Origin of the sequence: Kitasatospora paranensis (assembly GCF_039544005.1) — a bacterium.
In the GTDB taxonomy this organism is placed as follows: domain Bacteria; phylum Actinomycetota; class Actinomycetes; order Streptomycetales; family Streptomycetaceae; genus Kitasatospora; species Kitasatospora paranensis.
In genome coordinates this window covers 7,736,578-7,756,808 of the sequence record NZ_BAABKV010000001.1, presented here as the reverse complement: position 1 = coordinate 7,756,808, position 20,231 = coordinate 7,736,578, and the positions used below count along the sequence as shown (strand labels likewise).

18 protein-coding genes and 4 pseudogenes are annotated in these 20,231 nt (G+C 73.6%); 11 read left to right on the top strand and 11 right to left on the bottom strand.

Going from position 1 to position 20,231, the window contains the following annotated elements:
* Positions 1 to 523: 523 nt before the first annotated feature.
* Entirely contained in the window at positions 524 to 1,735 is a 1,212-nt protein-coding gene (locus ABEB13_RS36800) for an FAD-dependent monooxygenase (protein ID WP_345708980.1), read from the top strand.
* A gap of 199 nt (positions 1,736 to 1,934) precedes the next feature.
* Positions 1,935 to 2,939 (top strand): YdcF family protein, encoded by a 1,005-nt coding sequence (locus ABEB13_RS36795; protein ID WP_345708979.1) that lies wholly within the window; start codon positions 1,935 to 1,937, stop codon positions 2,937 to 2,939.
* Positions 2,940 to 2,978: 39 nt separating this feature from the next.
* On the opposite strand, the gene ABEB13_RS36790 is transcribed toward ABEB13_RS36795, so the two are convergent.
* Positions 2,979 to 3,425 carry a nitroreductase family deazaflavin-dependent oxidoreductase gene (locus ABEB13_RS36790; RefSeq protein WP_345708978.1) on the bottom strand — a complete coding sequence of 149 codons (447 nt, stop codon included), beginning with the start codon at positions 3,423 to 3,425 and terminating at the stop codon, positions 2,979 to 2,981.
* A gap of 170 nt (positions 3,426 to 3,595) precedes the next feature.
* Between ABEB13_RS36790 and ABEB13_RS36785 the strand changes: the two genes are divergently transcribed.
* Positions 3,596 to 4,240: a class I SAM-dependent methyltransferase gene (locus tag ABEB13_RS36785; protein ID WP_345708977.1), complete on the top strand. Its 645-nt coding sequence runs from the start codon at positions 3,596 to 3,598 to the stop codon at positions 4,238 to 4,240.
* Positions 4,241 to 4,256: 16 nt separating this feature from the next.
* Here ABEB13_RS36785 and ABEB13_RS36780 read toward each other — a convergent pair.
* Positions 4,257 to 5,115, bottom strand: a pseudogene (locus tag ABEB13_RS36780) (IS5 family transposase).
* 135 nt (positions 5,116 to 5,250) lie between these two features.
* Positions 5,251 to 5,562: a hypothetical protein gene (locus ABEB13_RS36775; RefSeq protein WP_345708976.1), complete on the bottom strand. Its 312-nt coding sequence runs from the start codon at positions 5,560 to 5,562 to the stop codon at positions 5,251 to 5,253.
* A gap of 288 nt (positions 5,563 to 5,850) precedes the next feature.
* Here ABEB13_RS36775 and ABEB13_RS36770 point away from each other — a divergent pair, with 288 nt between their 5' ends.
* Both ABEB13_RS36770 and ABEB13_RS36765 read left to right on the top strand, forming a co-directional pair.
* The gene (locus ABEB13_RS36770; RefSeq protein ID WP_345708975.1) at positions 5,851 to 7,506 is read left to right on the top strand and encodes a hypothetical protein; all 1,656 of its coding nucleotides are present in this window, start codon (positions 5,851 to 5,853) and stop codon (positions 7,504 to 7,506) included.
* Positions 7,507 to 7,619: 113 nt separating this feature from the next.
* A pseudogene (locus ABEB13_RS36765) lies at positions 7,620 to 8,212 on the top strand (IS5 family transposase); the annotation flags it as partial.
* A 276-nt stretch (positions 8,213 to 8,488) separates the two neighbouring features.
* On the opposite strand, the gene ABEB13_RS36760 reads toward ABEB13_RS36765, so the two are convergent.
* The gene (locus tag ABEB13_RS36760; RefSeq protein WP_345708974.1) at positions 8,489 to 8,941 is read right to left on the bottom strand and encodes a MarR family winged helix-turn-helix transcriptional regulator; all 453 of its coding nucleotides are present in this window, start codon (positions 8,939 to 8,941) and stop codon (positions 8,489 to 8,491) included.
* 59 nt (positions 8,942 to 9,000) lie between these two features.
* Here ABEB13_RS36760 and ABEB13_RS36755 point away from each other — a divergent pair, with 59 nt between their 5' ends.
* Positions 9,001 to 10,473: an MFS transporter gene (locus ABEB13_RS36755; protein ID WP_345708973.1), complete on the top strand. Its 1,473-nt coding sequence runs from the start codon at positions 9,001 to 9,003 to the stop codon at positions 10,471 to 10,473.
* 40 nt (positions 10,474 to 10,513) lie between these two features.
* On the opposite strand, the gene ABEB13_RS36750 is transcribed toward ABEB13_RS36755, so the two are convergent.
* On the bottom strand, positions 10,514 to 11,299 hold the full coding sequence (locus tag ABEB13_RS36750; protein ID WP_345708972.1) for a hypothetical protein: 786 nt from the start codon (positions 11,297 to 11,299) through the stop codon (positions 10,514 to 10,516).
* Between the two features lie 233 nt (positions 11,300 to 11,532).
* Between ABEB13_RS36750 and ABEB13_RS36745 the strand changes: the two genes are divergently transcribed.
* Positions 11,533 to 11,931, top strand: a complete 399-nt coding sequence (locus tag ABEB13_RS36745; RefSeq protein WP_345708971.1) for a hypothetical protein — start codon at positions 11,533 to 11,535, stop codon at positions 11,929 to 11,931.
* Positions 11,932 to 12,087: 156 nt separating this feature from the next.
* Positions 12,088 to 13,635, top strand: a complete 1,548-nt coding sequence (locus ABEB13_RS36740; RefSeq protein WP_345708970.1) for a zinc-binding dehydrogenase — start codon at positions 12,088 to 12,090, stop codon at positions 13,633 to 13,635.
* 7 nt (positions 13,636 to 13,642) lie between these two features.
* Here the strand turns inward: ABEB13_RS36740 and ABEB13_RS36735 are convergent, their stop codons facing one another.
* The 3 genes from ABEB13_RS36735 to ABEB13_RS36725 all read right to left on the bottom strand — a co-directional run bounded on the left by ABEB13_RS36735 (position 13,643) and on the right by ABEB13_RS36725 (position 16,627).
* Positions 13,643 to 14,140 carry a GNAT family N-acetyltransferase gene (locus ABEB13_RS36735; RefSeq protein WP_345709956.1) on the bottom strand — a complete coding sequence of 166 codons (498 nt, stop codon included), beginning with the start codon at positions 14,138 to 14,140 and terminating at the stop codon, positions 13,643 to 13,645.
* Between the two features lie 668 nt (positions 14,141 to 14,808).
* Positions 14,809 to 16,230, bottom strand: coding sequence for an RNA polymerase sigma factor (locus tag ABEB13_RS36730; protein WP_425559981.1), 1,422 nt, complete (start codon positions 16,228 to 16,230; stop codon positions 14,809 to 14,811).
* 73 nt (positions 16,231 to 16,303) lie between these two features.
* Complete coding sequence (locus ABEB13_RS36725) at positions 16,304 to 16,627, bottom strand: YciI family protein (protein WP_345708967.1); 324 nt, start codon at positions 16,625 to 16,627, stop codon at positions 16,304 to 16,306.
* Between the two features lie 201 nt (positions 16,628 to 16,828).
* Here ABEB13_RS36725 and ABEB13_RS40945 point away from each other — a divergent pair.
* Positions 16,829 to 17,464, top strand: a pseudogene (locus ABEB13_RS40945) (alpha/beta hydrolase); the annotation flags it as partial.
* A 217-nt stretch (positions 17,465 to 17,681) separates the two neighbouring features.
* Here ABEB13_RS40945 and ABEB13_RS36710 read toward each other — a convergent pair.
* Both ABEB13_RS36710 and ABEB13_RS40940 read right to left on the bottom strand, forming a co-directional pair.
* On the bottom strand, positions 17,682 to 18,191 hold the full coding sequence (locus ABEB13_RS36710; protein WP_345708965.1) for a polyprenyl synthetase family protein: 510 nt from the start codon (positions 18,189 to 18,191) through the stop codon (positions 17,682 to 17,684).
* Between the two features lie 70 nt (positions 18,192 to 18,261).
* Positions 18,262 to 18,600 (bottom strand): annotated as a pseudogene (locus ABEB13_RS40940) (polyprenyl synthetase family protein); the annotation flags it as partial.
* A gap of 341 nt (positions 18,601 to 18,941) precedes the next feature.
* On the opposite strand from ABEB13_RS40940, the gene ABEB13_RS36700 reads away from it, so the two are divergent.
* A complete protein-coding gene (locus tag ABEB13_RS36700; RefSeq protein ID WP_345708964.1) occupies positions 18,942 to 19,223 on the top strand; it encodes a hypothetical protein in 282 nt (93 codons plus the stop codon).
* A 108-nt stretch (positions 19,224 to 19,331) separates the two neighbouring features.
* Complete coding sequence (locus ABEB13_RS36695) at positions 19,332 to 19,697, top strand: DUF2511 domain-containing protein (RefSeq protein WP_345708963.1); 366 nt, start codon at positions 19,332 to 19,334, stop codon at positions 19,695 to 19,697.
* A gap of 63 nt (positions 19,698 to 19,760) precedes the next feature.
* Here ABEB13_RS36695 and ABEB13_RS36690 read toward each other — a convergent pair whose 3' ends face one another.
* A complete protein-coding gene (locus ABEB13_RS36690; protein ID WP_345708962.1) occupies positions 19,761 to 20,195 on the bottom strand; it encodes a hypothetical protein in 435 nt (144 codons plus the stop codon).
* Positions 20,196 to 20,231 lie beyond the last annotated feature (36 nt).

The following is a 20,231-nucleotide window of genomic DNA, read 5'->3' as shown; positions in this document are numbered from 1 at the left end:
CGCAGGGGCGCTCGGGGTTGCGGCCGACGCCGCGGCGGGCGGCTCCGCGACGGACGGCTCCGCACCTGGCGGCCCCGCGGCCGGCGACCGCCCCCGGCGTGCGGCGGTCGCGGGGCGCCCGCGACGACCGTGCCGACGCCCGGGACGGCACGGACCAGGCCCTGGTGGCGGAGTTCGGTGAGCACCTTGGTCGCGGTCGCCATGGCGACCCCCACTGCCGGGTGATCTCCCGGGTGGACGGCACCCGCTCCCCCGGGGCGAGCTCCCCCGTCTCGATGCGCTGCCTGAGCTCACCGACGATCCGGGTGTAGCGCGGCGCCTCCGACCAGTTCACCGACATCCCCTCCGCACTAGTGCACCTCTGTCCGCACCACCCTAGCCCTCACCGGCGCACCGGTGGCGCCGACCGCGCCCGGCGCGCGCAGATCGCCCGCGCACTAGTGCACATCGACCCGATCAGGCCTTCCCTGCAAGGCAGTTCACGGCTTGCAGAGCACCTAGCGTACGCCGTACATTCGGAGACATGAAGAACACGGACGTCCTGATCTCCGGCGGCGGCATCGCCGGACCGGCACTCGCGTACTGGCTCCACCGGGCGGGTTTCACCGTCACCGTCGTCGAACGCGCACCCGCTCCCCGCCCCGGCGGCCAGACCGTCGACCTGCGCGGGGCCGGACGCACGGTGGTCACCCGGATGGGGCTGATGGAACGGGCCCGCGAGCTGAGCGTCGACCAGCGCGGGATGGCCTTCGTCAACGGCTCGGGCCGGGTGACCGCCCGGATGCCGGCCGACGGCTTCGGCGGCGAGGGCATCGTCTCCGAGATCGAGATCCTCCGCGGCGACCTCGGCGCGCTGCTGTACGAGGCCTCGCTCCCGCACACGGAGTACCTCTTCGACAACACGATCACCGCCCTCGACGAGGACGAGGACGGCATCACCGTCGCCTTCAAGCGCGGCGCGCCGCGCCGGTTCGACCTGGTGGTCGGAGCCGACGGGCTGCACTCGGCGGTGCGCTCGGTCGCCTTCGGCCCGGAGGCGGCGCACGTGCGGCCGCTGGGCGTCCACACCGCCTGGTTCACCACCCACGGCGAACTGGACCTCGACGGCTGGTTCCTGATGCACAACGCGCCGGGCGGGCTCGTCGCCTCGGCCCGGCCCGGCCGGCTGCCCGGCGAGATCAAGGCCGGTTTCAGCTTCCGCTCCGGGCCGCTCGACCTCGATCGCCGCGACCTCATCGCCCAGCGCGCCGAGCTGGACCGGCGCTTCGCGGGCGTCGGCTGGGAGGCGCCCCGGCTGCTGCGGGCGATGCACGAGGCGCCCGACTTCTTCCTCGACTCCATGGGCCAGGTGCGGCTGGACAGTTGGTCGCGCGGCCGGGTGGTGCTGCTCGGCGACGCCGGGTACTGCCCGACACCGCTCACCGGCCTGGGCACCAGCCTGGCCCTGGTCGGCGCCTACGTCCTGGCCGGTGAACTCGCCGCCGCCGGGGGTGAGTTCGACCCGGCCTTCCGGGCCTACGACCGGGTGATGCGCCCGTACGTCGATCGCGCCCAGCAACTGCCTCCCGGCGGGGCGTCCGGCTACGCGCCGTCCAGCGCATTCGCCATCCGGATGCGGGACCTGTCGATGCGGTCGATGAACCGCTGGCCGATGCGGCAACTCCTCGCCGCCCAGTTCGCCAAGGCCGGCGACATCGCCCTCCCCGACTACGACTTCGCGACCGCCCACCACTGACCGATTCGGCACGGCCGCAGCCCCTGAGCCGGGCAGTCGGGACCCCGGAGTACTCCGCGCTCCTGACCAGTCAGCATGCAGATGTGGCCACTCCGCGATGCCGGTCGGGTCGATCGCGCCGACCGGACGGCTACGGCGCGAGCGGCGGAAGCGGTTCAACCCGCCCGCGGCGTGGCCCGGCCGTCCCTAGGATCGGCCCATGGTCGCCTACCTGCTCGCCGCCCTGTTCCTGGCCCTGTTCGCCGTCGGGGTCCGCCGCGATGTGCGTCGCTTCGGCAATGCCGTCCTGCTCGGGCTGGCGGTGGCCTTCGCGGTGGCCGGACTGCTCGGCGAGCTGGACCGACTGCCGGACGGCGTCCTGCGGGCGGCCTCCGACGTGCTGCCCGCCGCGGCCGCACTGGGTGCCGTGGTCGTGGCCGTGCTCCTGATCGGCAACGGCATGGTGATGGTGCGCCAGGAGGGCGGGCGCCCGGCCAACCTGCTGTCACTGGCCGCCGGGATCGGCGGGTTCGGACTGATCGCCCTGCTGTGGGCGGCTGCGCACGTGGAGTCGCGGACCCTGCACGCGGTGGCCGCGACGGCGCTGCTGGTCGCGGGCTACCTGTCGTTCCTGCTGCTGTGCTTCCTCGGCTACGCCGCGCTCTACGGCCGGATGCCGCCCCGGGACGACGCCGACTTCGTCGTGGTGCTGGGGGCCGGCCTGGTGGACGGCGACCAGGTGCCGCCGCTGCTCGCCGGGCGGCTCGACCTCGGGATCGCGCTGGCCCTGGCCGGGGGCGCGGAGGGCCGGTCGCCCGTCCTGGTGGTCTCCGGCGGGAAGGGCTCCGACGAGCAGGTGGCGGAGGCCGTCGCGATGGCCGGCTACGCCGTCGACCACGGGGTGCCCGCCGACCGGGTGCGGCGCGAGGACCGCTCCCGGAACACTGCCGAGAACCTGCGGTTCAGCGCCGAGATCATGCGGGCCGAGCGGCCGGAGTACCACTGCACAGTCGTCACCAGCAGCTTCCACGTCCTGCGCGCGGCCCTCGCGGCGCGCCGCGCCGGGGTGCCGGGCCAGGTCGTCGGCGCCCGGACCGCAGGCTACTACTGGCCGAGCGCGGTCCTCCGGGAGTTCGCCGCGGTGCTCCTGTCGTACCCCCGGATCAACGTGGCCGCCGTCCTGCTGCTCGTCATGGTCGGGGCCACCGCCGGCTGGCGGCCCTGACGGCGGGGCCCCGGCCGGCCGCCGCGGCCCCGCAGCGGGTCAGTGCCCGCCGGCCGCCAGCTCCAGCACGAACACCGGGATGACCCGGTCCGTCCCGGCCTGGTAGTCCGCATAGTCGGGGTAGGCCTCCACGGCCCGCTTCCACCACAGCTCCCGCTCGGCGCCGTCGAGCTCGCGGGCCGTCATGTCCTGCCTCACCGGGCCGTCCTGCAGCTCGGCCCGCGGGTCGGCGACCAGATTGTGATACCAGACGGGGTGACTGGGCGCGCCGCCCTTGGACGCCACCACGGCGTAGCGGCCGTCGTGCTCGACCCGCATCAGCGGCGTCTTGCGGATCTTCCCGCTGCGCGCGCCGAGCGTGGTGAGGATGATGACGGGCATGCCCCGCATGGTTGTGCCCTCGGTGCCGCCCGAGCCCTCGAACAGCTCGACCTGGTCACGCACCCACTTCTCCGGACTCGGCTCGTACTCGCCCTCAAGAGGCATCTGCGCCATCCCATCCGTGCTCGGAATCGTCGCGCGGCGTCCGCCGCCGGCAGGGGGCCGTGCCCCTGCCCTCCTGGACTACCATCCGTCACCGCCCGAGTCACGTCCCGGACTGTCGCAGGTGACGGTGTGTCGCCGCGGCTCGGAGCCCGTGGGCTAGGGTCGGCGCCATGACCGGATCCGCCGAGCTGGACGCCACCCGGGACGCGTACGACGGCGTCGCCGTCCGCTACGCCGAGCTCTTCGCCACGGAACTGGAGCGCAATCCGCTCGACCGGGCGCTGCTGGGTGCCTTCGCCGAGCTGGTGGCGGACGCGGGCGGCCGGCCGGTCGCCGACGCCGGCTGCGGGCCCGGGTCGGTGACGGCGCATCTGCACGGCCTCGGGGTGGACGTGTTCGGTGTCGACCTGTCCGCCGCGATGGTCGGGCTGGCCCGGCAGGCGTACCCGGGGCTGCGGTTCGCCGAGGGTTCGATGACGGCCCTGGAGGCGGCCGACGGCTCGCTGGGCGGGGTGGTGGCCCGCTACTCGGTCATCCACACCCCGCCCGAGCACGTCCCCGCGGTGCTCGCCGAGTTCCGCCGCGTGCTGGCCCCGGGCGGGCACCTGCTGCTCGCCTTCCAGGCCGACACGGCGCCCGGGGCGCACGCCTTCGACCACAGGGTCACCCTCGCCTACCGGTGGTGCCCGGACACCCTCGCCGGGCTGGTCGCCGCGGCCGGGCTGACGGAGACCGTCCGGCTGGTACGGGAGCCCGGCCCGGCCGAGCGGTTCCTCCAGGCCTGGCTGCTGGCCCGGCGCCCCGACGACGCCTAGGGTCCGTCTTCAAAGATCAAATCCAGAGCAGGAGCGATGCGATGGTGATGGTGGCCTGGTAGGACTCGCGGGTCTTGTCGTAGCGGGTGGCCAGGCCGCGGCATTGCTTGAGGCAGTTGAAGCAGCGTTCGACGACGTTGCCGGCGGTAGGCCTGTCGGTCGAAGCCGGTGGGCGGCCCCTCGTGAGCCGCGGTTCAGGCGGTTGAGGACCTGGTCGGTGCGTTCGGGGATGGTGTGGCGGATGCCGCGCCAGCGCAGGTGGGCGCGGATCTTTCGGGAGCTGTAGCCCTGTCCGCGATCACGTGGTCAGGCCGGGTACGGGGCCGGCCGGGCCCGACGCGCGGGACGCGGGATGGCCTGAATGACGTGTTCGAAGCGGGTGCAGTCGTTGGTGTTGCCGCCGGTGAGGACGAAGCCGAGCAGGCGGCCCCGGCCGTCGCAGGCCAGGTGGACCTTCGTACTCAGCCCACCACGGGATCGGCGGAGGGAGTGATTACCCGCTTCGTCCCGGTCGGCTGCCCCCTTTGCCGCCCGCGGCGTGCTAATGGGCTCGCACGACCGTGGAGTCGACCGACACCAGCCAGTCGATGTCCCCGGCCCCGTCCTTCTCCGCCTGAACCTGCTCCAGCATGCGGGAGAACGTGCCGTCCAGCGCCCACCTGCGAAAACGCGCGTAGAGGGTCTGCCAGGAGCCGTGACGCTCCGGGACGTCCCGCCAGGCGGACCCGGTCCGCAGCTTCCGCACGATCCCGTTCAGCACGCCCCGGTCGTTCGTCCGACCTCGGCCGCCCGGTCCCCGACCTCCGCAGGAACCGGGACAGCTCCTCCCACTCCACATCCGAGAGCTCATGACGACCTATCACGCCGAACGTGATCTCTCATCCCTTGATCTTCTTTGAAGACGATCCCTAGCCCCGGCTCCTCGGGCCGCCTCCGACGCCGGACCCATGCTCCTGCGCTACGCGGACGCCCGCGCCCAACCGCATGACCGCCCCGCGCCGGTTTCGGGGTCACCGCACGTTCCGCACTGCCTCGCCTGCACCTCGTAGCTGCTCGCCGAGCTTCGCGGCGGCGGCAGCCGCCTCTTCGATCAGCCGCCCGGCCGCCGGGGCGCCCCGATCGCTCGTCATCTCCGGCAGCGCTCCGGCCTGATACCCCAGCAGCTCGGACAGCCCGCCCACCAGCAGCCAGACCTGTTCCAGCGTGTTGGCCACGTCCGCCTGACGGTTGCACTCGGCTCGGCCGCTCGCGAGGTGCTCCGCGACCTCGCCGAGCGCCTTCGCGGTGCCCCTGAGCCGGTATGTGAGGTCGTACGGTCCCATCGCCCTCCCCTTCGTCAGCGGGTGCCCCACTACACGCCCCAGGGCGCGCGGACGCCTCGGCGGCCCAGTGCGGGGTTCCCACCCGAGCGCATCGCACCGAGCCGTAGACTTCGGCAGCCAACGCCGACCACGTCCGGCCGTTGCGCGCCCTGCGGAAGGAGATCGCATGCGGGACCGTTCGGACTCGATGGAGACCACCGAGTCTGAGGAGGGGGCGGCCGGACCCTGACCGCCATCTCACCGGTTACGGACGGTGCGGAGCCCGACTCGGAGGCCGACACCGAGCCGGTGTCGACGGTCCTGGCGGAGATCATTCCCGGGGTCGCGGTCGTCTTCGGCAAGGTCCCGGTGGAGCTCAGGCCCGGCCTGGTCGACTTCGGCCTGGTGTCGGCCGCCGACCGCACGCAGATCTCCACAGTCCTCGCCTCAATCGGCAGCACCGCCACCGCGGCCGGCCACCTCAAAGCCGCGTTCACCGGCGCGCAGGGGCTCTACCGCCTCAGCAGCGCGACCCAGTCCCTGCTCAATGCCGGGGCCACGCTCGCCGTCAAGGACGGCGCGAACCTCGGAACGCTGTTCCTCAACGGCAGGATCATCGCCGCGGCCCGCCTCGTCCCCGTGGGCGAGGTGGGCGCGGCGACGCAGGCGGCCAACCTCGGGCCGGCGCTGGCCATGGTCGCCCTGCAGATGCAGCTGACCGAGATCACGGGTCTGGTCAGGACCAACATCGCGCTGACCAGCCAGGTGCTCACCGCTATCCGCAACGAGCAGTGGGCCGAGTTGACCGGCCTCGTCGCCGTCGTCGATCGCGCGGTCGACCAGGCGCGGGAGCTCGAGTCGGTCCCGACCTCCCTGTGGGAGGACGTCGCGGGCAGTGGCGCGGCGCTGGAGAAGCAGCTCGACCTGTATCGGCGGAACGTGCGGGGCCATGTCGCGGAGATCGACCTGCCGGACGTCCGGCACCGCCGTGAGTATCTCCAGACCAACGCCGAGGCGATCGTCTTCGACACCAACGCGCTGCTGTCTTCCGTCAAGGCGTGGACCGGGTACCAGGCACTGCGCGCCGGACGGGCGAGCGCCGCCGGCCGCGAAGACGCCGCCGAGGCGCGGTACGCGGAGGTCATCGCGCGCGACACCCGCGCGGAGCTCGACTCGGCCCTCATCGAGACGACGCGGCTGCTCCACTCGCTTACCCGCGAGCTGCGGACCATCGCCGAGCTCCCCGGACGCGGCACCCTGTCACCTTCGCTGACCGGGAAGCGGCGGGACGCGAAGGCGGGACGCGACATCTCTACGCGGCTCCTGGAGGCGATCGTGCCGCTGGCCGACGCCCTCCACCCGCCGGCCGGACCGCTCAAGGTTCCGGACATCCACTGCGCACCCGAGTCGCTGGATCCCGCGCCGTACCTCCGCGTCCTGCGGTGGTTCCTCGAGAACGGTGAGACCCTTCGCGTCCTCGCCTTCCCCGAGCAGCTCGGTGCCCTCGGCCCGATCTCCGCGATCATCGGCGGCGCGAAGGAGAAGCTGGCGGCAGCGATCGACAAGTCCGGGGCGAGGACCCTGGTCGCCGTCACGGATCGCCGCATCATTACGGCCAGGACGAACGAGTTCCTCGGGCAAGGCGAGATCCGGCAGGACATCCCGGTCGACCGGGTGCGGTACGTCCGAGCGGCGAGCGCACAGGTCGGTGGGGACCGCTCGGCGATCGACCTGATCACCCGCGACGAGAGCATCCGGTGGCTGTTCCGCGCCGAGATCGACAGCGCTTACGTGGACGCACTCGCCGCCGTGCTCGCCGAGTCGATGGCGATCCCGGAGATCGAACGTGAGGCGCTTCAACGGTGCCGCCACACCCCGATCGACGCTGGCCAGCGGGACGAGATCACCGGACCGAGCTCCGCGGAACTCACGGAGGCCGAGGCCACGACCGGCGACACCGCGTAAGCCACCCGCGGATCACCCGGTCTACCGGCTCCACGTCAGGCGTCCGCCCGGCCCCGGCCCCGCTCACGCGGCGCTAAGGGTTGTCTTCAAAGCTGATCAAGTGATGAGAGATCATGTCGGTCATGGTGCGTCGTCATGAGCTCTCGGATGCCGAGTGGGCTGTGCTGTCACGGTTCCTGCCGACTTCGGGGACCGCGGGCCGGCCCCGCTCGGACGGTCGGCTGGTGCTGAACGGGATCGTCTGGAAGCTGCGGACCGGCACGGCTTGGAAGGACGTGCCCGAGCGGTACGGCTCCTGGCAGACGCTGTACACCCGGTTCCGCCGGTGGGCCCTGGACGGCACGTTTTCCCGGATGCTCCGGCAGGTCCAGGCGGAGAAGGACGCGGCCGGGGACATCGACTGGCTGGTCTCGGTCGACTCCACGGTCGTGCGGGCCCACCAGCACGCCACCGGCGGTAAAAAGGGGCACGAGACAGGGACGAAACGGGTGATCACGCCCTCGGCCGGTCCCCTGGCGGACTGAGCACCAAACTCCATCTGGCCTGCGACGGGCCGGGCCGCCCGCTCGGCTTCGTCCTCTCGGGCGGCAGTGCGAACCACTGCACCCGGTTCGAAGGCGTGCTGGAATCGATCGGCCTTCCCCGCAACGGGCCGGGCCGCCCGCGCACCCGACCCGACCACGTCATCGTCGACAAGGGCTACAGCCTGGACCACTTCGAAGGCCGCTCGTTCACCGGCTGGCACCGCCACGTCACCCTCGTCACCGGCGCCCACCTGTTCCTCACCGAACAGCGCACCCACCCAAAGTCCGGTCCAGGGCCTGACTCCCTACCAGGCCCTGGACCTCCTCCAACACCTCATCGCCACCTGGACCCGCACCTGCCCCACCTGCCGACAACCCACCCCATGGCAGACCTACGACGCCACCTGACAAGCACTACTAGTCCACCAACGACGCCTGCGTCCGCGGAGGCGCGGTCGTCAGGCGGGGGTCGCCGAGCCGGCGGTCACTGCCGCGCGGATCCGGCCGAGCAGGGTGCGCAGCTGCTCGCGGTCGGCCTCGGCGAGGCCGCCGGTGGCCTCGGCCAGCGCGGCCCGGTCGAGCTCCTCGGCCTCACGGTGGCACCGCACCCCGGCGGGGGTCAGCGCGAGCAGGAACGCGCGGCGGTCCTCGGGGTGCCGGACGCGTTCCACCAGGCCGTCCCGTTCCAGCGCGTCGACCAGCGTGGTCGTGGTGCGGGGCGCGTTGCCGAGCAGGTCGCTGAGGTCGCGCATGCGCAGCGGCTCGCCGGACCGGGCGAGGATCCGCAGGGCCCGGAGCCGGGCGACCGAGGCACCGTGGTCACGCAGCCGTCCGTCGACGAACTGACGCAGCTGGTGCGTGGTCGCGAAGAGTTCGTCGATCAGGGGGTCGCTACTGCCGAAGGCCGCCATGTCGCCGTATCCCGTCCCTCATCTTCATGAGCAGTCACATAGTGAGTATGCTCAGCATTATGCGCATCCGCCTCAGCCAGCGCCGTGTGGTGCCCATCATGACCGTCTCGACCACCTTCATCAGCATCGTCGACGGCGCGATCACCACCGTCGCGCTGCCGAGCATCGCCCGTCAGTTCCACATGGACCCGGCGGCCCTGACCGCCGTGGTCGTCGCCTATCCGGCCTGCCTCGGCCTGATGATCCCGGCCTCCGCCTGGCTGCTGGACCGCTTCGGCGTCCGCGCCGTGCTGCTGGCCGCGCTCGGCGCCTTCACCGCCGCCTCCGCCCTGTGCGGCGCGGCTCCCGGCCCCGACGCCCTGATCGCCGCCCGGGCCGTCCAGGGACTGGCCGCCGGTCTGCTCATGCCCGCCTCGCAGACCCTGCTGTTCCGCACCTTCAGCCACACCGAACAGGTGCGGCTGTCCCGGCTGCTGGTGATCCCGCAGCAGATCGCGCCCGCCCTCGCCCCGATCCTGGGCGGCGTGCTCGCCACCAGCCTGTCCTGGCGCTGGGTGTTCTACGTCAACGTCCCGTTCGGCCTGGCGGCGGCCCTGTTCGGCCTGCTCTTCCTCACCGGGACGGGCGACCGCACCGCGGGCCGGCTGGACCTGCCGGGCCTGCTGGCGTCCGCCGGCGCCATCGGTGCCCTGATGTACGGGGCGTGTGCCGGGCCGGATCTCGGCTGGACGCGGCCGCAGGTGCTGACCGCCCTCGTCGGCGGCGCCGTGCTGCTGGCCACGGCCGTCCGGTGGGAGCTGCGGACGGCCGAACCGGCACTGCGGCTGGGGCTGTTCCGCGACCGGCTGATGCGCGACACCAACGTGATCGCCCTGCTGGGGTACGTGCCGATCATGGGGGCGATGTTCCTGACCCCGCTGTTCATCCAGGACGTCCGCGGCGGCAGCGCGCTGGACAGCGGGACGAGCACCTTCACCGAGGCCTTCGGCGTGCTGCTGACCATGCAGGTGGTCAGCGCGGTCTACGGCCGGATCGGTCCGCGTCTGATCATCGCCGGCGGCCTGGCCGGTGTGACGGGCGTCCTGCTCCTGCTGGCCACCTCGGACGCCCACACCGGGCTGTGGACGTTCCGGCTGCAGATGTTCCTGCTGGGCCTGGCCATGGGCGCGTTCTTCATGCCGACCACCATCGCCTCGTTCACCACGATCGACCGGGCGGACATCTCCCAGGCCGCCATGCTCAACACGATCGTGCGGCAGAGCGCCAATGCGCTCGCCCCGGCCACCGTGGCCACCGCGCTCGTGCTCGGCAGCCCGTCCGGCGACCCGCACCACCCGCCGCTCGCCGCCTACCAGCACACCTATCTGGTGCTGGCGGCGGTCGCGGCGGCCGCCGTCCTGTTCACCCTCACCATGCCGCGCGGCCGTGTCATGGCGGACACCGCCACCGAGCCCCGCCCGGCCACCCGCCCGACGTCCCGCGCGGGCGGGCGCAGCACGGGCGGTGGGCAGGACGCGGCGACCGCCCAGTGACCCGGGGCGGGCACCGGCGCCGCATCCCCGGCTCGGGGCGCTAGCGGAATGCGTTGGCTCGCGACTGGGTCAGGATGCAGGTGAACCCGACACCCCAGTCGTCGCGGTCGTCGCAGCGCAACTCCCGGTCGCCGAAGGCGTCCACCAGGTCCTCCGGCGGGATGATGGTGGCCTCGGCTCCTGGCTCCGCGACGTGCAGCACCTCGATCGCGCCCTCCCGGACGAACCGGACCAGCGGGGCGAGGTCCGCCGTCACGTACGCCCGCAGCTCCTCGCCCTCCAGTTCGGACGGCAGGTCGGCGAGGATCCCGAACGGACCGGTCAGCCAGCCGCTCGCCTCCAAGGCACACACCCGGACCCGTTCCTCGTCCTCCGTCAGGTCCATCCGGTCCATGGCGACCTGGGCGTCCGGCGCGTACGCCCGGGCCTCCCAGCGGCGGCTCCCCTCGGCGGTGGCCCGCAGCGAGAGGGCGGGCATGCCGGACGTGCTGCCCGACGGCATCAGCCACGTCGCCGGGTCGGCGACCAGCCGCTCCAGCTCCGGGCCGGTGACCACCGGGCCGTCGTCCTGGACAAAGGGCGTGCTCAGGGCCCGGCACACCGTCAGCCACCCGTCCGCGACCAGCCGGAGCGTCGCCGCCGCCAGCTCCGGCACGCGCTCCCGCTGCTCCGCGGGCGACGCGTTGCGCCGCCTGGGCACCTCGGGCGAGCCCGCCCACCGCAGGACGGCCGTGATGTGCTGCGCGCTGCCGCGCGGGGTCGTACCGGCGACAGCGCGGCGGACCAGCACCTGCTCGGTGACGGTCAGTTCGTCCCAACTCTCCATGACGGACGATCCTGGCACATCCACCCGCTCCGACCTGCGGGGTTTTTCGGCCGCGGACCCGGGTCCGGCAGGACGGCCCGCCCGCGGGACCGGCCGCGGTGGCAGACGGGCGGGTCAGGGCTGGAGGGGCATCGTCCAGCAGTTGGAGAGGACCGGCTTGCCGGCCAGGCGGTCGGTGAGCCAGGAGATCGCGTCGCCCTGGTCGGTGATGAGGGGCCGCCCCGGGCATGCGGATGTCCATCACCACCACGTCCGGCCGCAGCTCCTCGGTCAGCCGGACGCCCCCGGGGGCCGCGTGGAACTCCCCGCACAGCAGCGCGACCCGCTCGCGCAGCCCAGCGGGGCCGAAGCCCGTCCCCGGGGTGGCGCCGTGGCCGCGGGCGCGATCGGTGACCGCGATCGCCACCTCGTCGCCCCGCCGGAAGTCGATCGACACCCGGCAGGAAGGGACCGCGGCATGGCGCACCACGTTGCTGAGGGACTCCTGGACGATCCGAATGGCCGGCGGCCCGGTCTCCGGCAGCAGCTCGCCGCACCACCGGACGGTCGGCGGAGCGCGGATCACCTTCGCGGCCTGGTCCGTCGCCTCGGTGGTGATCGCCGCGATCGTCGTCCACCGGCGGGACGTGTGACGCCCCGGTCGCGAGGTCAAGAATCTTTGACACGATGTCCGGTCTGCTTTACATTCACGGGCATGGCATTCGAAGAGAGACGCGCCTGGATCATGGTGGTCACCACCACCTGCGCGTACGGGGTCTACCTCGCCGTGGTGCTCGGCCACGCGGGCGGTGCACCGCTCGCCCGCGTCCCGTACGCGGCGGCACTGCTCTTGTCGGTCGGGGCCGCGATCGCCGCCTCCGTCGCGCTGCACATCGCGGCGGCGGCGATCTGGCCGGAGGGGCCGGCCGCAAGGACCAGCGGGACCGCGAGATCGACCGGTTCGGAGAGTACGTCGGACGGGCGTTCCTCGTGCTGGGCGGGGTGGCGGCGCTGGTGCTGTCGATGGCGGAGGTGGCCCCGTTCTGGGTGGCCAACGCCGTCTACCTCGCCTTCGTGCTCTCCGCGCTGCTCGGCTCCGCCGCCAGGATCGCCGCCCATCGGCGGGGCTCCGCCCCGTGGTGAAGCCGACCAGGGTCACCAACACGATCCGGGCGCTGAGGTTCACGCACGGGGAGATGACGCAGGCCGCGCTCGCGGACCGCATCGGCGTGACCCGACAGACCGTCATCGCCATCGAACAGGGCCGGTACTCGCCCTCCCTGGAGATGGCATTCCAGATCGCCCGGGTCTTCGGCGTCCCGCTCGACGACGTCTTCCAGTACCCGGACACCGAAGGGGAACATCGTGAAGGCCATCGTCCAGCACCGCTACGGCGCACCGGAGACCCTCGCCCCGGGGAGGCCGACCGGCCCGTCCCCGGCGACCACGAGGTACTGATCCGGGTGCACGCGGCCGGGGTCGACCCGGGTGTCTGGCACCTCACCGCGGGCATGCCCTACGCCGTCCGGCTGGGGTTCGGGCTGCGCGCACCCCGGCAGCGGATCCCCGGCGCGGACGTGGCCGGGCGGGTGGAGGCCGTCGGCCGGGAGGTCACCGGCCTCCGCCCCGGCGACGAGGTGTTCGGCACGGGCACGGGCGCGTTCGCCGAGTACGCCTGTGCCCGGCAGGACCGGCTCGCCGTCAAGCCGGCCGCGCTCACCTGGGAGAAGGCGGCGGCGCTGCCGACCTCCGGGGTGACCGCCCTCCAGGGCCTGCGGGACGCGGGCCGGCTGACGGCGGGCCAGCACGTCCTGGTGATCGGCGCCGCGGGCGGCGTCGGCAGCCTCGCGGTGCAGCTGGCCAAGGCGATGGGCGGCGAGGTGACCGGCGTCTGCAGCGGCGCCAAGACCGGAGTCGTCCGGTCCCTGGGCGCCGACCACACGATCGACTACACCCGCGAGGACGCGCTGGACGGCCGGCGGCGCTACGACCTCGTGCTCGACACCGCGGGCAACCGGCCCCTGCACCGGCTGCGCGGGGCGCTCACCCCGCGCGGGACTCTGGTCATCGTCGGCGGCGAACGCGGTGGCCGGCTGCTCCAGGGCTCAGACCGGCAGATGCGGGCCCTGCTGCTGTCGGCAGCCGTGCCGCAGCGGCTGCGCGGGCTGATGGCCGTTCCGCGGCAGCCGGATCTGCAGTACCTCGCGCAGGCCGCCGCGGACGGCCGACTCGACCCGCTCCTCGACCGGACGTACCCCCTGCGCGAGGCCGCCCTGGCGGTGCGCCACGTCCACGACGGTCACGCCACCGGCAAGACCGTGCTCACCGTGGCAGGCCAGGACGGGCCGACATCCTGACGCAGCGTCACGCAGGTGGCACGGCCTTGGCCATGACCCGTTCGCGCCGCACCCCGTCGGGCAGCAGATCGCCCGGCTCCCCGGTGTCCGCGAAGCCGTGGCGTGCGTAGAGCGCGACAGCGGCACCGTTGTCCGGCATCACCGCCAGCCGCAGCGTGCCGGCCTTCCGCTCCACGGCCCACCGCTCGACCTCCCCGATCAGGCGGTCCCCCACGCCCCGGCCCCGGGCGGCGGGGCTGACCCACAGGGAGATCAGCTCGACACTGCCCGGCTCGTCGGCCGGGACGCCGCTGACCATGCCCACCGGCCGGCCGTCGAGGACCGCGACGACGTCGTGCGCGCCGGGAATCTCCAGGCGGGCGCGCCAGCGTTCCTCCCGGTCCCCGGCGCCCTCCCACTGGGCCAGCGTCGATCCGAACGCAGCCGGGGCCTCGGCCAGTGCTGCCAGGCGCAGTTCACGCCAGACCGGCCAGTCGTCCGACTTCAGGGTCCGCAGTTCCAGCATGATCGAGACCTTGCCGCACTCGGAGGCCGACGGCAAGGGAGCGTCACCGCCGGACCCACGGGCGCCCCGGGCGGGCTGGGCGAGCGGCCGGAGCCGTCGGAGGGTGAAGCCGTGGCCGGCCGGGTCCAGGGGACTGCTCGCCTGCTTGAAGAGGTACTCGGCGCGCTCGTAGGAAAGCCGGCTCCGGCCGGTCTCCGGGCAGAGGTCGGCCGGTGGCGGGGTCCGCGCGGGCCCGGGCCGCCGGTCGGTGAGGAAGACCGGGCCCGCGGCCCGGCCGGCGAGCAGCTCCGCGAGGAGTCGGGCCGTGGCCTCGCCCCAGTGCAGGGCGGCGCCCCCGCTGCGGGGGCGGGCCGAGCGGTCGTCGAGGTCGAGGTCGGGCACGTCCAGGGCGAGCACGGTGGTGACCGGCGCCCCGGAATCGTGCAGCAGCCGCCAGAAGGTGCGTTCGCGCAGCGGCAGACCGGGCCGGGCCCAGAGCTCGGCCACCTCGGTTCCGGTGAGCGGCATCGCGCGGGTGCGCGCGACAGGGCGCCGGCGGAGGCCGTCGGCGAGGTGCGGCACGGACGCCCAGGCCCCGAAGGACCGGACGGCGGCGCGGTGCCGGTTCCAGGTGGTGGCGGCCGCCGATCCCCAGGCCGTCCCGAAGGCCGCAGCCACCTGATCGGCCGTCAGCGCCTCCAGCAAGGCCCCTCCCCCAGCGTCCGGCCGAGCCGTCGCAGGGTCTGGCCGTACGCGCGCACGGTCGGCGCGTCCAACTCGGGGCGGGTCAGGAACCGCCGCGCGGCGTCGCCGAGGGTGGTACCCGACGGTTCGGGGGCGGCGGCCTCGGCCGCCCGGCGGCGCAGGAAGGCCCGCTCGGCGACGTTGCGGGCGAGGTCCGCCGCGCGTTCGAACTCCCGCCGGGCCTCCGCGGAGCGGCCCAGCCGCAGCAGCAGATCGGCGCGGACCCCGGGGAGCAGGTGGTAGTCCTGCAGATGCGGGTCGGCGTGGAGCTCGTCGGCGAGGTCGAGGCCCGCCTGCGGGCCGCGTGCCATCCCGACGGCCACCGCCCGGTTGAGCCGGACGACCGGGGTGGGCAGCAGCCGCACCAGGGCGTCGTAGAGGGCGGCGATCCCGGCCCAGTCGGTCTCCTCGGCCGTCCTGGCCTGCGCGTGGCAGACCGCGATCGCCGCCTGGAGCACGTACGGGCCGGGTGGGCCGCCGGCCTCGCGGGCGCGCAGCATGGCGGCGAAGCCGCGGCGGATCAGCAACTGGTCCCAGCGGCCGCGGTTCTGTTCGTGCAGCAGGACGGGCTCGCCGGCCGGGCCGGTCCGTGCGGCGGAGCGTGAGGCCTGGATCTCCATCAGGGCCACCAGGCCGTGCACCTCGGCCTCGCCGGGCGCGAGGGTGGCCAGCAGCCGGCCCAGCCGCAGGGCCTCGTGACAGAGGGCGGGCCGCATCAGGTCGTCGCCGGAGGTCGCCGCGTACCCCTCGTTGAAGATCAGGTAGACGACTTCCAGCACCGAGGAGAGCCGGGCCGCCAGCTCCTCGGGCGCCGGCAGGTCGAACGCGACGTTTTCCTCGGCGAGGGTGCGCTTGGCTGCCGCGATACGGCGCACCACCGCCTGCTCCCCGGTGAGGAACGCGCGCGCGGTCTCCGCCGCGGTCAGGCCGCCGAGCAGACGGAGTGTCAGTGCCACCCTGGCCTCGGTCGGCAGCACCGGGTGGCAGGAGACGAACATGAGCCGCAGCAGGTCGTCCTGCCCGGCCCCCGGTGCCGGGTCGAGCTCCTCGTCGAGGCCGCGGTCCCGGTCCACGTCCAGGTCACGGCCCAGGTCATGGGCGATCTGCTGGTGCCGGGCCGCCAGCCGCCGCTCGCGTCGGATGCGGTCGACGGCGCGGCGTTTGGCGACCGCGGTGAGCCAGGCACCGGGGTTGTCGGGGACGCCGGCGGCCGGCCACTGCTCCAGTGCCGCGACGAGCGCGTCCTGGGCGAGCTCTTCGGCAAGGCCGACGTCGTGCACCATCCGGGTGAGGGCGGCGACGATCCGCGCGGACTCCAGCTTCCAGACCGCGTCGACGGTGCGATGGGCGTCCCTCACACGCGTGATCACAGCATCCGCCCCGGCCGAACCGCAAGCCGGGTCCGGCACGGGGCGGACGGGTCGCCGGTCAGGGCGCCGGTCAGGGGCCGAAGACCTGCTGGAGGACGCTCACGCCGTCGCCGACGATCGCCCGGAAGCGGCGGCCGAGCTCGACCGCCTCCTCCTTCGAGCGGACCTCGACCAGGGCGAAGCCGCCCACGGCCTCCCGGGCCTCGGCGAACGGCCCGTCGGTGACGGTGATCTCGCCGCCGGACGAGGTGAGGCGCACCCCGCCGGGCTCCAGGCCCCCGGTGGCGAGCAGCACCCCGGAGGCAGTGAGCTCTTCGATGAACCGGCCCATCTCGGCGAAGAGCTTGTCGTCGGGGGCCGTGTCCGAGGCCAGCGACGTCATCAGGTAGCGCATGGTGGATCTCCTTCGATCGGGTGGATGCCGGGTGCTTGTGCCCATCCGTCGATCGGGGCGATGTGACAGGGAACGCCGCCTTCGCCGATCCCCGGACGGCACGGGAACCGGCCGGGTGCAACCGGGGCACGGCAGGCCCGGCCGGGTGACCATGGGGAGTGGTCAACGCCTCCGGACCGTCCCGGCGGAAGGATCCCGATCATGGCAGGCAACGCGCGAGCGGTCGTCTTCATCCACGGACTCTGGCTGCACCCGTCCTCGTGGGCACCCTGGCTGGAGCTGTTCGAGCAGGCCGGCTACCGGCCGGTCGCCCCCGGGTGGCCCGGGGTCGCGGACACCGTCGAGGCGGCCAGGGCCGATCCCGGGGCCATCGCCGACCACGGGATCGACGACGTGGTCGCCCACTACGCGGGGATCATCGCGGAGTTGCCGGGGTCGCCGGTCGTGGTGGGTCACTCGTTCGGCGGCATGATTGCCGAGAAGCTGCTCGGTCAGGAGCGGGCCGCCGCCGCGGTGGCGATCGACGCCGCCCAGATCAAGGGTGCTGCCGCTGCCGCTGTCCGCGCTGCGCGCGACGTTCCCGGTGTTCTCCAACCCGGCCAACCGGCACCGGGCGGTGTCGCTGACCGAGAAGCAGTTCCGCTTCGCGTTCGGCAACGCGGTCTCCGAGGAGGAGTCCGACGCCCTCTACGAGAAGTGGACGATCCCGGCGCCCGGCAAGCCGCTGTTCGAGGCGGCCGCCGCGAACCTGTCCGCGAACTCGCCGGCGAAGGTGGACACCGGCAACGAGCAGCGGGGCCCGCTGCTCCTGATGACGGGCGGCCGGGACCACACCGTCCCGGAGTCGATCACCAGGGCGACCGCCAAGCAGTACCGGCACTCCTCCGCGGTGACCGACCTCCACGAGTTCCCCGACCGCGGGCACTCGCTGACGATCGACAGCGGCTGGCGGGAGGTCGCGGACACCGCACTCGACTGGCTGGCCAAGCAGGGCCTGTAGACGCCGTGGGCGTCGGCCGGGCGGCCCGCACCCGCCCGGCCGGTGCCCGCCCGGTCAGCCGCCGAGCTCGTTCTCGATGGCCGCCAGGAACGCCGCGAGCTCGGCGCGGGCGGCCGCGTCCGGCACCGCGTCCGGCAGCGCCTGCTCGGCCAGGCGGACGTGCTCCACGATCCGCAGCTCCAGCCAGGTGCGGCCGCCGCACTCCTCGATCAGTCCGGCGACCCGCCGCAGGACGTCCTCGGCGGGCTCGGCGGTGCCGTCGTAGAACGCGGCGAGTTCGTCGCGGGCCGCGCCCTTCGCCTGGAGGGCCACCGCGACGAAGGCCCGGGCCTTGCGCCGCCTCAGGTCGGCGAAGGAGTCCTCCAGCGCGTCGCGCGAGGTGCCCCAGACGCCCTCCCAGTCGTCGAAGAAGGCCATCGCCATCCCCGCGTGGTGGCCGAACCGCTCGGCGGCGGCGATCTCCTGCGGGCCGGCTCCGCGCACGATGGCCCCGACCACGGCCACCCCGGCGGTGGGGGCGGCGATCGTGCTGTCCAGCAGGTCGAGGGAGAACTGCGGGCTCATCGCCGAACTCCTCCGACCGCAGGTCCCGGATCTGCCCGGAGCAGCACTCCCGGATGGCGAACGCGGCGCGGCGGGCGAGCTCGGCGGCGACCGGGGCGGGTTCGCGGGTGAGCAGTTCGAAGGCGAGGCAGTGCATCGCGGTGCCGACCTGGATCGCGGCCGGCACGCCGAAGACGCTCCACAGCGTGGGCCGGCCCTTGCGCACCATCTCGCGGTCGATGATGTCGTCGTGGACGGTGCCGGCGGCGGACATCAGCGTCCCGGCGACGGCCGCGTTGCGGACGCCGTCCCAGACCCGCCGGTCGCTGCCCGCGCAGAGCAGGGCCACCAGGGCGGGCCTGCGCCGGAAGCCGACCGGGGTGGACGGGCTGCCGTCCGCGTCGACCCAGCCGAACTGGTACTCCGCCATCCGCCGGACCGGCTCGCTGAGCGCGGCCGTCGCCTCGCGCAGGGCCGGCTCCAGGTAGGCGCTCACGTCCTCGGTGATCTGCTGCGACGTCCGCTGTGTCGGCACCGTTCACTCCGTCGGTCTCGGGCGGGGCCGGTCGCGGTGCGCCGGCCCGCGGCATCAGGCGGGGGCTTTCCCTGCCATCTGGGCCCCTGCCCGGGAGGCCCGCAACCCGGCCGCCGCGCCCGGCAGGCCTCGCACGCCTGGTCGAGATTTGTTTTTTGCGTTTTTTCATAGACTTTTTGCGCATGACTCGTAGTCTTGATAGCAGCGGGAACGACCCGCCCGGACAGGAGGCAGCGATGACCCTCGGACTGGTGGTGGCGGCACCCGACCGCCTCGCGCCCGACCGCGTCGCGGCCGGCGGGCGGCGCTCCCCGGCCGACCTCCCGCTGTGGCTGGTCTCGGCCCCGACCGTCACCGCCGACGGACGCCCCGGCACGCAGTCCTTCGTGGTGCCCGGCGCGACCGCGCAGGAGGCCTTCACCGCCGCCGAACGCAGCGCCGCCCGGCCGACGGCCGTCCGGCGCCGGCGCGGCGCCCGGGTCGACCTCGACGGGGCCGTCGCCGTCCGGCACCGGTGAGGCCGGGTCTCCACCCTTTCACCACCCGCACCAACCGGGTTCTGCGCAAACACTGTTCACATGATCTCCCCACCCCTACGCTGTGCGGCCTACCGAGAGGAGACCGCGATGGCCAGAGTGGACAGGGCGGTCCGCAGACCGGCCCCGGCCTACCGCACGGCGGTGATCGGAGCGGCAGTTGTGGTGGTCCTGGGGGCCGGAGGCTGGTTCTTCCTGAGCGAGGACGGGCACAGCCGGTCGGTGTCCGCGTCGTCCGTGTCACCGTGGCCGTTCACCGTCGGATCCGGGACGCTGCGCTGCCGCAGCGGCTCGCTGCTCACGTTCGCGTCGGGCGGCACCGAGTACGGCCTGGACGCGACCGCGCAGGACGCCGGATATGCGGCACCACTGCCCGTCTGGGCCGCGGCCCCGGGCGGGGGCGGGCTGCACATGGACCTGCGGCCCGCCATCGACGCCGCACGGGCGCTGTGCTGACGGGCCGTCGGCCCCAGACCTGCCGTCCGGCCCGCCGTGGGGGCGGGCCGGACGGCCGGCACCTCAGCCCTTCGGCAGGCCGAGCCGTTTGCGGCTCGCCGAGCCCATGGTCGTCGGTACGGCGACCACCCAGGTCAGGCAGGCGGCAAGGATGAGCAGCCAGGCCACGAAGCCGAGTTGCGCATCACCGATGGCCAGGAGGACCAGCACGACGGGGCCCAGCGCGATCAGGGGGCCGACGATCCAGTAGACCAGCAGAGTGGTGAGCACCTCGCGGACGACCATCGTCCCCTCGTCCAGCACCTCGTAGCCGGTGACCGACTGCGAGGCGGTGCCGCGCATGGTGTGCAGGGTCGCGCCGACCCTCAGCCGGTGGCGGCTCAGCGGGATCACGGGCAGGTCGAAGAGCACGACCCATCGGGTCGCGTGGTGACTGCCGTCGGGCCGGCGGTGGCCGAACCCCAGGTACTTGGTGCCGATTCCGTTCCAGGTCGACATGGGCCCTCCCCCTCCGGAGGGCGCCCGGCGACGGCC

What these genes read in the sequence shown, in the direction of transcription:
- ABEB13_RS36790 (WP_345708978.1), bottom strand. Translation starts at nt 3,425, where the DNA reads ATGCCTCTTGAGGGCGAGTACGAGCCGAGTCCGGAGAAGTGGGTGCGT.
- ABEB13_RS36755 (WP_345708973.1), top strand. Translation starts at nt 9,001, where the DNA reads ATGCGCATCCGCCTCAGCCAGCGCCGTGTGGTGCCCATCATGACCGTC.
- ABEB13_RS36760 (WP_345708974.1), bottom strand. Translation starts at nt 8,941, where the DNA reads ATGGCGGCCTTCGGCAGTAGCGACCCCCTGATCGACGAACTCTTCGCG.
- ABEB13_RS36800 (WP_345708980.1), top strand. Translation starts at nt 524, where the DNA reads ATGAAGAACACGGACGTCCTGATCTCCGGCGGCGGCATCGCCGGACCG.
- ABEB13_RS36785 (WP_345708977.1), top strand. Translation starts at nt 3,596, where the DNA reads ATGACCGGATCCGCCGAGCTGGACGCCACCCGGGACGCGTACGACGGC.
- ABEB13_RS36745 (WP_345708971.1), top strand. Translation starts at nt 11,533, where the DNA reads ATGTCCATCACCACCACGTCCGGCCGCAGCTCCTCGGTCAGCCGGACG.
- ABEB13_RS36690 (WP_345708962.1), bottom strand. Translation starts at nt 20,195, where the DNA reads ATGTCGACCTGGAACGGAATCGGCACCAAGTACCTGGGGTTCGGCCAC.
- ABEB13_RS36695 (WP_345708963.1), top strand. Translation starts at nt 19,332, where the DNA reads ATGGCCAGAGTGGACAGGGCGGTCCGCAGACCGGCCCCGGCCTACCGC.
- ABEB13_RS36775 (WP_345708976.1), bottom strand. Translation starts at nt 5,562, where the DNA reads ATGGGACCGTACGACCTCACATACCGGCTCAGGGGCACCGCGAAGGCG.
- ABEB13_RS36750 (WP_345708972.1), bottom strand. Translation starts at nt 11,299, where the DNA reads ATGGAGAGTTGGGACGAACTGACCGTCACCGAGCAGGTGCTGGTCCGC.
- ABEB13_RS36795 (WP_345708979.1), top strand. Translation starts at nt 1,935, where the DNA reads ATGGTCGCCTACCTGCTCGCCGCCCTGTTCCTGGCCCTGTTCGCCGTC.
- ABEB13_RS36710 (WP_345708965.1), bottom strand. Translation starts at nt 18,191, where the DNA reads ATGAGCCCGCAGTTCTCCCTCGACCTGCTGGACAGCACGATCGCCGCC.
- ABEB13_RS36735 (WP_345709956.1), bottom strand. Translation starts at nt 14,140, where the DNA reads ATGCTGGAACTGCGGACCCTGAAGTCGGACGACTGGCCGGTCTGGCGT.
- ABEB13_RS36700 (WP_345708964.1), top strand. Translation starts at nt 18,942, where the DNA reads ATGACCCTCGGACTGGTGGTGGCGGCACCCGACCGCCTCGCGCCCGAC.
- ABEB13_RS36725 (WP_345708967.1), bottom strand. Translation starts at nt 16,627, where the DNA reads ATGCGCTACCTGATGACGTCGCTGGCCTCGGACACGGCCCCCGACGAC.